Origin of the sequence: Pseudorhodoplanes sp. (genome assembly GCF_035565855.1) — a bacterium.
GTDB lineage: Bacteria > Pseudomonadota > Alphaproteobacteria > Rhizobiales > Xanthobacteraceae > Pseudorhodoplanes.
The window spans coordinates 1-10,681 of sequence record NZ_DATMRX010000042.1; the positions used below are offsets into that span (position 1 = coordinate 1).

Sequence of the window (10,681 nt, forward strand, 5' to 3'; positions counted from 1 at the left end):
CCGGCATTCGGGTTCGACTGCGGCGAGGGTCCGGAGGGCGAGCCGGTTGATGATGTCATGGGGCCTGCGCGATTCGTGGGGTGGGACGTTGAGGATAGCACAGGCGTCGCGGAATGCCGGCGGGGGGCGTCTCGACCTCACGTCATCCTAAATGGATCGCCACTCGGAGCGCCCGATCAAGCGCTGGTCGCTTTGCTAATCAGCTTCTTCGCCAATTCGATAATCCGCAGGCGTCACACTTTCGCGTGCAGACACGGCGCAACGCACCATTTCCCTCCCCCGCTTGCGGGGGAGGGTCGATCGACTGAGCGATAGCGAAGATCGGGGTGGGGGCTGACTTTACGAAGCAAGGCTTGCTAGCGAAATCCCCCCACCCGGCTCGGCGCTTCGCGCCTCGCCACCCTCCCCCGCTTGCGGGGGAGGGAAAGAGAGAGCAGCTCGGACGCTTCGCGCCCTCCTGAGGATGAGGCGGAATAAGCGTCTCGCGGACGGAAAGAGCGAGTTACTCAGCCGCTTCGCGCAGCGGCACGGCTTCCACCTTCGCTGCGCAATACTTGAATTCGGGGATCTTCCCGAACGGATCGAGCGCGGGATTGGTGAGGAGGTTCGCCGCCGCCTCGACATAGGCGAACGGTATGAACACGACGCCATCGGGCACCGCGTCGTCCTGACGCGATTGCAGCTCGACCGAGCCGCGCCGCGTCGTGACGCGCACCATGTCGCCCGGCCGGATGCCGAGCTTGGCAATCGTGCCGCGGGATAGCTGCGCGATCGCGGTCGGCTCGATCGCATCGAGCACGGTGGCCCGGCGCGTCATCGAGCCGGTATGCCAATGTTCGAGTTGGCGGCCGGTCGAGAGAATGAAAGGATATTCGTGATCCGGCGTCTCGTTCGGCGGCGTCAGTTTCGCGGCCACCAGCTTGCCGAAGCCGCCCGGACGCGGGAAGCCCTTGTCGAAAACGACATCGCGGCCCGGCTTGTCCGGCGCATCGGCCGGATAGGTCACCGCATCCTCGCGCTCGACGCGCTCCCACGAGATGTTGTCCAGCGCCGGCATCATCGAAGCCATTTCTGGATAGACCTCGCGCGGATGGGTGTAGGTCCAGTCGAGGCCCAGGCGCTTGGCGATCTCGATGGTGATCCACCAGTCCTCGCGCGCATCGCCCGGCAGCGGCAGCGCCTTGCGGCCCATCTGCACCTGGCGATTGGTGTTGGTGACGGTCCCGTCCTTCTCCGGCCAGGCCGACGAGGGCAGCACGACGTCGGCATAGACCGCGGTCTCGGTGAGGAAGATGTCCTGCACCACGAGATGCTCGAGATGAGCGAGCGCCTCGCGCGCGTGGTTGAGGTCGGGGTCGGACATCGCGGGGTTTTCGCCCATGATGTACATGCCGCGGATCACGTCGTTATGGATCGCGTCCATGATCTCGACCACGGTGAGGCCGCGCTTCGGATCGAGCTGCACCTTCCATTTCTCTTCGGCGGCGGCGCGGAATTCCGGATTCTCCACCGACCTGTAGTCCGGGAAGAACATCGGGATCAGGCCGGCGTCGGAGGCGCCCTGCACATTGTTCTGTCCGCGGAGCGGATGCAGGCCCGTGCCCGGCCGTCCGATCTGGCCAGTGATCAGCGACAGCGCGATCAGGCAGCGCGCATTGTCGGTGCCGTGGGTGTGCTGCGAGACGCCCATGCCCCAGAAGATGATGGCGCTTTCGGCGCGCGCGAAGGTGCGAGCGACCTCGCGCAGCACATCGGCCTCGATGCCGCAGATCGGCTCCATCTCCTCCGGAGTGAATGCCTTGATGTGCTCCTTGAAGGCATCGAAGCCTTCGACATAGGTCTGGATATATTGCTGGTCGTAGAGCTTCTCTTCGCAGATGACGTTGAGCATCGCGTTGAGCATCGCGACGTCGGCGCCGTTCTTGAACTGCATCATGCGCCACGCGTGACGCTTCAGCGCCTGCCCCCGCGGGTCCATGACGATCAGCTTGGCGCCGCGCTTGGCGGCCTGCTTGAAATAGGTCGCGGCGACCGGGTGGTTCTCGGTCGGGTTGGCGCCAATCACGATGATGACGTCGGAATTCTTCACCTCGTTGAAGGTCGCCGACACCGCCGCCGAGCCGACGCCTTCAAGGAGCGCCGCAACCGACGACGCATGGCAAAGCCGCGTGCAATGGTCGACATTGTTGGTGCCAAAGCCGGTGCGCACCAGCTTCTGGAACAGATAAGCCTCTTCGTTCGAGCATTTCGCCGAACCGAAGCCGGCGAGACCCTTCGGGCCGTGCTGTTCGCGGATTTTCAGAAAGCCCTGAGCGGCCTTGTCGAGCGCTTCGTCCCAGGTCGCCTCGCGAAAATGCGTCCACGGATTGGCCGGGTCGATGAATTCATGCGGGATTTTCGGCACGCCTTCCTTGCGGATCATCGGCTTGGTGATGCGCTGCGGATTATGCACATAGTCGAAGCCGAAGCGGCCCTTCACGCAGAGCCGGTTCTCGTTCGCGGGGCCCGCCTTGCCGGTGACATAGAGAAGCTTGTCGTCCTTGATATTGTAGGTGAGCTGGCAGCCGACGCCACAATAGGGGCAGACCGAATTGACCTGCCGGTCGGGATATTCGGTGCGCACGTTGTCGGCATTGACCAGCGAGGACGGCATCAGCGCGCCGGTCGGGCAGGCCTGCACGCATTCGCCGCAGGCAACGCAGGTCGACTGGCCCATCGGGTCGTCGAAATCGAACACAATCTTCTCGTTGTGGCCGCGGCCGGCCATGCCGATGACGTCGTTGACCTGCACTTCGCGGCAGGCGCGGACGCAGAGATTGCACTGGATGCAGGCATCGAGATTGACCGCCATCGCGACATGGCTGCGGTCGGGCGCGGGCATCTTCTCGCGCTCGGGGAAGCGGCCGGTCTCGATCCCCATCTTGTCGGCCCAGCTCCAGAACTTGGAGACGGGATCGTGCGACGTCGCGCGCTCCGGCTGATCCGAGACAAGAAGGTCGAACACCATCTTGCGCGCGGTCTCGGCGCGATGGTTCGAGACATTCACCTTCATGCCGTCGGCGGGCTTGCGGATGCAGCTTGCCGCCAGCACGCGCTCGCCCTCGATCTCGACCATGCAGGCCCGGCAATTGCCGTCGGCGCGGTAGCCGGGCTCGGGCGAATAGCACAGATGCGGGATCTCGATGCCCTCGCGCTTGGCAACCTGCCAGATGGTCTCGCCTTCGCGGGCATGGACCTCGCGTCCATCGAGCGTGAAGGTGATGGTTTTCGGACCGCTGCCCTTGCCATCGACGGCGTCGATCGGACCTTTGTGAGTGACCGCAGGACGGCCCTCGTTCTTGGTCGCGCCTCCGGCGGCGCCCTTCTTGTCGTTGCCGTAGCCCACTGGAATTGTCGTATCGGTCATATGATTACCAGCCCTTCAGAGGCTTTTTCAGGTCATCCGGAAAATGCTTCATCACGCTCTGCAGCGGATTGGGCGCCGCCTGCCCAAGGCCGCAGATCGAAGCGTCGCGCATCGCGGTCGACAATTCGTTCAGCAGGCTCTCATTCCAGGGCCCCTGCTCCATCAGCTTCACCGCCTTCTCGGTCCCAACGCGGCAGGGCGTGCATTGGCCGCAGCTTTCGTCCTCGAAAAATTTCATCAGGTTAAGGGCGACAGCCTTCATGTCGTCGTGCTGCGACAGGATCACCACCGCATGCGAGCCGACGAACGAGCCGTGCGGTTCCAGCGTTCCGAAATCGAGCGGGATATCGGCCATGCTTTCCGGCAGAACGCCGCCGGATGCACCGCCCGGCAGGAAGCCCTTGAACTCGTGGCCCTCTTGCATGCCGCCGCAATATTCGTTGATGAGTTCCCGCATCGTGATGCCGGCCGGCGCAAGCTTCACGCCCGGATTGTTCACGCGGCCGGACACCGAGAAGGAGCGGAAGCCCTTGCGATTGTTGCGCCCATGCGAGGTGAACCAGGTGGCGCCGCTGGTCACGATGTCACGGATCCAGAACAGCGTCTCGATGTTCTGCACGAGCGTCGGGCGCCCGAACAGACCGACCTGCGCGACATAGGGCGGACGATGCCGCGGCAGGCCGCGCTTGCCCTCGATCGATTCGATCATCGCGGATTCTTCGCCGCAAATGTACGCACCGGCGCCGCGCCGCAGATGCACCCTGGTGTGCGGGGTCAGCCCCGCCGCTTCCACCTTCGCGATCTCCTCCAGCAGCATCAGCCGCAATTCGGGATATTCGTCGCGCAAATAGAAATAGACTTCCTTGGCCTCGACGACCCAGGCGGCGATCAGCATGCCCTCGATGAAGCGATGCGGATCGCGGCCGAGATAATAGCGATCCTTGAACGTGCCGGGCTCGCCCTCGTCGCCGTTCACCGCCATCAGCCGCGGCCCTTTTTCCGCGCGCACGAAAGTCCATTTGCGTCCGGTCGGGAAGCCCGCGCCGCCGAGGCCGCGCAGACCCGAATCGTCGACCGCCTTGATCATCTCCTCGCGGGTGCGCACGCCATCGAGGCAGGATTTCAGGAGCGCATAGCCGCCTTCGGAGCGGTAGATGTCGAATGACTTGCCCGGCTCGGCCGCATGCGCGTGCGGGCGCGCCTTCACCGCCTCATCGACCTTGGCGACATTGGCGTGGAAGGTCTGGACATGCCCGACCGCGACCACCGGCGCGACATCGCAGGCGCCCATGCAGGGCGCGCGGATCACACGAACGTCCTTGCCGTATTTCGCCTGCAAATCCTTCAGGAGGTTTTCGGAGCCGGCCATCGCGCAGGACAGCGAGTCGCACACGCGCACCGTGACCGCCGGCGGCGGTGTCTCGCCTTCCTTCACCACATCGAAATGCGCGTAGAAGGTCGCGACCTCATAGACCTCGGCCAGCGCCATCTTCATCTCTGAGGCAAGTGCCGCGAGATGACGCGCGGACAGGTGACCGTAGGTGTCCTGGATGAGATGAAGGTGCTCGATCAACAGATCGCGGCGGCGCGGGCGATCGGTCAGGAGCGCCTGGATTTCCGCCAGGGCATCGGTATCGACCTGCCGGCCCTTCGGGGTTTGGCGGGCCCGCCTGCCGCGGCCGCCCGAACCATCAAAACCTGTGGAGGTGGAACGAGTTAGGGTGTCTGTCGCGCTCATATCGCACCATCGCGAAGCAGACTGATTAGAACAATCCCTAACTACCGATACGTCGATAGAAATTTCCTATCGTTCTTTGCAAGTGACTGAATTTCCGGTAGTTTTGGAACCCATGCTGGACAAGCTCGAATATCTGATGGCGCTGGCCCGCGAAGAGCATTTCGGACGCGCCGCCGATTCCTGCGGCGTGACCCAGCCGACGCTCTCGGCCGGCATCAAGCAGCTCGAGGAACAGCTGGGCGTCATGCTGGTGCGGCGAGGCTCCCGCTTCATCGGCCTCACCCCCGAAGGCCAACGGACGCTGGACTGGGCGCGCCGCATCGTCGGCGACAGCCGCGCTATGCGGCAGGAAATCACCGCGCTCAAGAAAGGTCTGACCGGCCGTCTCAAGATCGCTGCGATCCCAACCGCGCTCGCCATGGTCGCGGCCATCACCACGCCGTTCCGGGCACGGCACCCCGATGTCCGCTTCACCATTCTGTCACAGACCTCGATCCAGATCCTCACGCATCTGGAGCATCTCGAGATCGATGCCGGCATCACCTATCTCGATAACGAACCGCTCGGGCGGGTGAATACGGTGCCGCTCTATCAGGAGCGCTACCAGCTGCTGACTTCGCACGACGCCCCGCTCGGCACGCGCGAGCAGGTGACCTGGGCCGAAGTCTCGCAGGTGCCGCTTTGCCTTTTGACACCCGACATGCAGAACCGCCGCATCATCGACGAACTCCTGCGTTCGGCCGGCGGCAATCCGCAGCCGACGCTGGAATCGAATTCGGTGGTGGTGCTGTTCGCGCATGTGCGCACCGGCCGCTGGGCCACGATCATGCCCTCGAAGCTTGCGGAGACGCTCGGGCTCACCGACACGATCCGCGCCATCCCGATCGTGGAGCCGGAGGCGGTGCACACGATCGGCCTCGTGGTGCCGGCGCGCGAACCGATGACCCCGCTCACCGCGGCGCTGGTCGCGGAAGCCAAGCGCATGGCGACGGGCCTCAAGAGCTGACGCGGCGCGGTTGCCTGAGACGTGCGACGCCGACTCATCCTTCAGCGGGCGATCCAGTCAACACAACCGCTGCAAGCGTTTACTGGATGCCCCGCTTTCGCGGGGCATGACAAGAAATCGCCGATGCGATTCCACAGATGCCACATCCGGACCGGGCACGAGCCGCCGATCCGGATGCAGTCACTTGGGCAATATGCTTGGCCGGCTCAGGCGACCTTGATGTCCATATGGGCGAACATCGCCTTGCGTGCGACTTCGTCGAACTCGGTCTTGAAGGCGTGGCGATCCTTCAGCGCGTTGGCGATCTTCGCCGCCGGACGCGCGTTAATCTCGTCGACCAGCCGCTTCAGGTTTGGAAATTTCGTCCACATGTCGTCACCGGCCACGAACGGGGCCATGCGCGCCCAGCCCCACAACGCCATGTCGACGATGGTGTAGGTCTCAGCTACCATGTATTTGCGGGTGGCGAGATGCTTGTCGACCACGCCGTAATGCCGCTGCGCTTCGTACACGTAGCGGTTCACCGCATATTCGAGCTTCTCCTTGTCCGGCGCATAATGGCGGAAATGCACCGACTGGCCGGAGAACGGTCCAAGGCCTGAGGCGACCCACATCAGCCAGGACAACATCTCGCCGCGGTTCTTGTCGGATGCCGGCGGCAGGAACTTGCCGGTCTTGTCGGCGAGATAGAGCAGGATCGCGTTGGAATCGAACACGGTGACGTCGCCGTCGACGATGGCCGGCACCTTGGCGTTCGGATTGATCTTCAGATATTCGGGGCCGTGCTGTTCGCCCTTGCGGGTATCGACCGGGATCGCCTCGTAGGGAATGCCGGCTTCTTCGAGGAACAGCGCCACTTTCACCGGATTGGGCGCGCCGCTGTAGTAGAATTTGAGCATACTTTTCTCCCGTCATCGCGCGTCATGGGTCAGCGCGCTTTCCGATCCGGCGTCAGCCACAAGATCGGCGCGCATGAGTATCACGAAATCCGCGCCGGGATAGGCGTCTCGCCATAGCGAGAATGCATGACACGCCATCAGAAGCGGTCCCATTCCGGACGGTCGCCGAAGCGCGCCGCGAGGAAATCGACGAAGAGCCGCGTCTTGGCGGCGAGAAACCGGTTCGGCGCATAGAGCGCGAAGATGCCAAGACCGACCGGAGGATGATCCGGCAGCACGACCGCCAACCGGCCGGCCGCGATGTCGGGTCCGACGAGGAATGTCGGAAGCAGCGTGATGCCGTTGCCGTGCACCGCCGCGGCGCGCAACACGTCGCCATTGTTGGAGGAGAGCGCCGTGGTGACCGGCACGGACACGATCTCGCCGCCGGCCTTTAGCTGCCAGCGCTGCGGCCCGGAGGCGTGGCCGAAATAAAGCGCGCGGTGATCGACGAGGTCCTGCGGTGTGCGCGGGATGCCGTGACGTTCCAGATAATCCGGCGAGGCCACGAGCACGCGCCGCGCCGGCGCGAGCTTGCGCGCGATCAGGCTGGAATCCTGCAGCACGCCGATCCTTATCGTGACATCGACGCCTTCTTCGAGCGGATCGATGAAGCGATCATTCATGATCGCCTCGATCCGGAGATCGGGATAGGCCGTCATGAATTCGGCAATCGCCGGCGACAGATAGAGCATGCCGAAGGACATCGGCGCGTTGACCCGCAGCAGGCCCTTCGGCTCGTCATGCAGGCGGGAGACCGCGGATTCGGTCTCCTCGATATCAGCGAGGATGGCGACGACGCGCTCGTGATAGGCGCGACCGGCCTCTGTCGGCGTGACGCGGCGGGTGGTGCGGTCGAGCAATCGCACCGCCAGATGCCGTTCCAGCTCCGTCACCGCTTTCGAGACGGCCGAGCGCGTCAGCCCAAGCTGGCGCGCGGCATCCGCGTAGCTGCCGCTGGCGACCACCCGCGCATAGGCGCGCATCGCCTCAAGCCGGTCCATATTGTATCCATTTTAGAACCAATATGTTTGAAAGATACCAGATTGATGATCGTTTCGCATCAAAATAAGGTTCCGCTTATCAGATCGCGGGCCACCAACGGCAAGCGGCAAAAGCGCAGCGGAGAAACCCCATGGCCAAGTCGGCAAACCCGTTCCTCGAGCTCCTCACCCCGGACAACAGCCAGCTCCTCTTCATCGACCAGCAGCCGCAGATGGCCTTCGGCGTGCAGTCGATCGACCGCCAGACCCTGAAGAACAACGTGGTGGCGCTGGCGAAGGCGGCGAAGGTGTTCAACATCCCGACCACCATCACCACGGTCGAGACCGAAAGCTTCTCGGGCCACACCTATCCGGAACTGCTCGCCGTTTATCCCGGCCACAAGATCCTGGAGCGCACGTCGATGAACTCCTGGGACGACCAGAATGTACGCGATGCGCTCGCGGCGACCGGTCGCAAGAAGATCGTGGTGTCGGGCCTGTGGACCGAAGTCTGCAACCTGATGTTCGCGCTCTCGGCGATGGATGAAGGCGACTACCAGATCTACATGGTCGCCGACGCTTCGGGCGGCACCTCGGTGGATGCGCACAAATACGCCATGGACCGCATGGTTCAGGCCGGCGTCATTCCGGTCACCTGGCAGCAGGTGCTGCTCGAATGGCAGCGCGACTGGGCGCGCAAGAAAACCTACGACGCGACCATCGCGCTGGTGCAGGAGCATTCGGGCGCCTACGGCATGGGCGTCGATTATGCCTACACGCTGGTGCACAAGGCGCCGGAGCGCGTGAAGCACGGCGAGCGTATCGGGCCGAACCCGGCGAAGTGAATTCGCGCGAAGCACCTGTTCCGCCCTCATCTTGAGGGCGACCGAAAGGGAGCGTCTCGAAGGATTGAGGGCGTCCCCCATCCTTCGAGACGCGGTCCGGCGGACCGCTCCTCAGGATGAGGCCGAACAGGCCTCTCGCCGAGTTCGTAGCCCGCATGAAGCGAAGCGGAATGCGGGAACACGCGCCGGATTTCGCTGCGCTCCATCCGGGCTACGATGAATGCGGGGGCAGCCCGAAATTTTTTGCGGCGGATGTCACACGGGGCCCGTCCTCACTCGTCTTGGGTTCGGAACCAACCCGAGAAGGAGCCCCGCTCATGACCGCAAAATTCGATCTCTTTGCCGCCGCCCCCGATCTCGCGAAGAAGTGGATGGGCCTGTCGCTCGCCGTCTCCTCGAGCCTCGAACCGAGCCTCGTTCACCTCGTCGAGATCCGCGCCTCGCAGATCAACGGCTGCGCGAACTGCATCAACCTCCATGCGACCAATGCCCGCGCCAAGGGCGAAACCGAACAGCGCATCTATCTGTTGTCAGCATGGCGGGAGGCGCCCTGCTATACCGACCGCGAGCGCGCCGCGCTCGGCTGGACCGAGGCGCTGACCCGCCTGTCCGAAGGGCATACGCACCAAGCCGCCTATGAGGACCTGAAGACGCATTTCAGCGAGGAGGAGCAGGTGAAGCTGACGCTGATGATCAACATCATCAATGGCTGGAACCGGCTCTCCGTGGGCTTCGGCCTGTTCATGGATCCGCAGGCGGTGAAGGCGGCGCAAGCCAGGGTCGCCGCATGACGGCCACCCGGCCAGACCACGCGGACGCAGCGGCCAGCTTCGAGCCGCTGCGTCCGAAGCTCACCCGCATCGCCTATCGCATGCTGGGCTCGGTCGCGGACGCCGAAGACGCGGTGCAGGAAGCCTTCATCCGCTGGATGCGCACCGACCGCGACGGCGTGCGCGAGCCGGAAGCCTTCCTGCGCCGCTCGGTCACGCGGCTTTGCCTCGATCAGCTGAAATCGGCGCGGCGCAAGCGCGAGACCTATGTCGGACCATGGCTGCCCGATCCGGTCGTGGAGGAGGGCGAGGAGGACGACGTCACATTGCCCCTGATGCTGGCACTGGAACGCCTCTCGCCGCTTGAGCGCGCGGCTTTCCTCCTGCACGACGTGTTTGGGATGTCGTTCGACGAAGTGTCCGAGACGATCCAGCGCGATGCCGCGACCTGCCGCCAGCTCGCCGCGCGGGCACGTGCGCATGTGCGGCAGGCGCGGCCCCGCTACAAGGTGGAGAAGGACCGCGGGCTCGAGCTCGCGGAGGCCTTCTTCGCCGCCTCGCGCAGCGGCGACATGAAGACGCTCAGCGCAATGCTCGCAGCCGATGTCAGCGTGCATTCGGATGGCGGCGGCAAGCGACCGGCCTTCCTGCAACCGGTGCAGGGCTTTGATGCCGTGATGAAGCTCTGGGAAAAGCTTGCGGTCGTGCTGAAGCACTATCCCTCGAAACTTATCCGGGTTGCGGTCATCAACGGCCTGCCCGGCTTCGTCACGCTGGAAGCGGACGGCGAACTTCAGACCACGGCGCTCGACATCGAGGACGGGAAAATCGTCGCGGTCTATGTGATGCGAAATCCCGACAAGCTGAAGCACCTGCACTAGCGGCGTCTGCGATCGGACGTGTGCTCTGCGCCAACAGAAAAGGGGTGGCCCAGCGGCCACCCCTTCTGATTCACGTGCGCTCTGGAGCCGCTTGATTTTCGCTCTCAGAACAAT

Annotated in this window: 9 protein-coding genes; 4 read left to right on the top strand and 5 right to left on the bottom strand. The window is 64.0% G+C overall.

The window, feature by feature from the left end:
• Positions 1–502: 502 nt before the first annotated feature.
• Positions 503–3,406, bottom strand: a complete 2,904-nt coding sequence (fdhF, locus tag VN004_RS02595; protein WP_325606726.1) for a formate dehydrogenase subunit alpha — start codon at positions 3,404–3,406, stop codon at positions 503–505.
• 4 nt (positions 3,407–3,410) lie between these two features.
• Positions 3,411–5,144, bottom strand: coding sequence for an NAD(P)H-dependent oxidoreductase subunit E (locus tag VN004_RS02600; RefSeq protein ID WP_325606727.1), 1,734 nt, complete (start codon positions 5,142–5,144; stop codon positions 3,411–3,413).
• A gap of 112 nt (positions 5,145–5,256) precedes the next feature.
• Between VN004_RS02600 and VN004_RS02605 the strand changes: the two genes are divergently transcribed.
• Positions 5,257–6,150, top strand: coding sequence for a LysR family transcriptional regulator (locus tag VN004_RS02605; RefSeq protein WP_325606729.1), 894 nt, complete (start codon positions 5,257–5,259; stop codon positions 6,148–6,150).
• A 206-nt stretch (positions 6,151–6,356) separates the two neighbouring features.
• Here VN004_RS02605 and VN004_RS02610 read toward each other — a convergent pair whose 3' ends face one another.
• Genes VN004_RS02610 through VN004_RS02620 form a run of 3 tightly spaced genes read right to left on the bottom strand, consistent with a single transcriptional unit; the run spans position 6,357 to position 8,092 of the window.
• The gene (locus VN004_RS02610; RefSeq protein ID WP_325606731.1) at positions 6,357–7,049 is read right to left on the bottom strand and encodes a glutathione S-transferase family protein; all 693 of its coding nucleotides are present in this window, start codon (positions 7,047–7,049) and stop codon (positions 6,357–6,359) included.
• 12 nt (positions 7,050–7,061) lie between these two features.
• Positions 7,062–7,187 carry a hypothetical protein gene (locus VN004_RS02615; RefSeq protein ID WP_325606733.1) on the bottom strand — a complete coding sequence of 42 codons (126 nt, stop codon included), beginning with the start codon at positions 7,185–7,187 and terminating at the stop codon, positions 7,062–7,064.
• The gene (locus VN004_RS02620; protein ID WP_325606734.1) at positions 7,187–8,092 is read right to left on the bottom strand and encodes a LysR family transcriptional regulator; all 906 of its coding nucleotides are present in this window, start codon (positions 8,090–8,092) and stop codon (positions 7,187–7,189) included. The genes VN004_RS02615 and VN004_RS02620 overlap by 1 nt, the downstream gene beginning before the upstream one ends.
• 131 nt (positions 8,093–8,223) lie before the next feature.
• Here VN004_RS02620 and VN004_RS02625 point away from each other — a divergent pair, with 131 nt between their 5' ends.
• From VN004_RS02625 to VN004_RS02635, 3 genes are all read left to right on the top strand, one after another.
• Entirely contained in the window at positions 8,224–8,916 is a 693-nt protein-coding gene (locus VN004_RS02625) for a hydrolase (protein WP_325606736.1), read from the top strand.
• A gap of 317 nt (positions 8,917–9,233) precedes the next feature.
• The gene (locus tag VN004_RS02630) at positions 9,234–9,707 is read left to right on the top strand and encodes a carboxymuconolactone decarboxylase family protein (RefSeq protein ID WP_325606737.1); all 474 of its coding nucleotides are present in this window, start codon (positions 9,234–9,236) and stop codon (positions 9,705–9,707) included.
• On the top strand, positions 9,704–10,567 hold the full coding sequence (locus tag VN004_RS02635) for a sigma-70 family RNA polymerase sigma factor (RefSeq protein ID WP_325606739.1): 864 nt from the start codon (positions 9,704–9,706) through the stop codon (positions 10,565–10,567). The genes VN004_RS02630 and VN004_RS02635 overlap by 4 nt, the downstream gene beginning before the upstream one ends.
• The last annotated feature ends 114 nt before the right edge of the window (positions 10,568–10,681 follow it).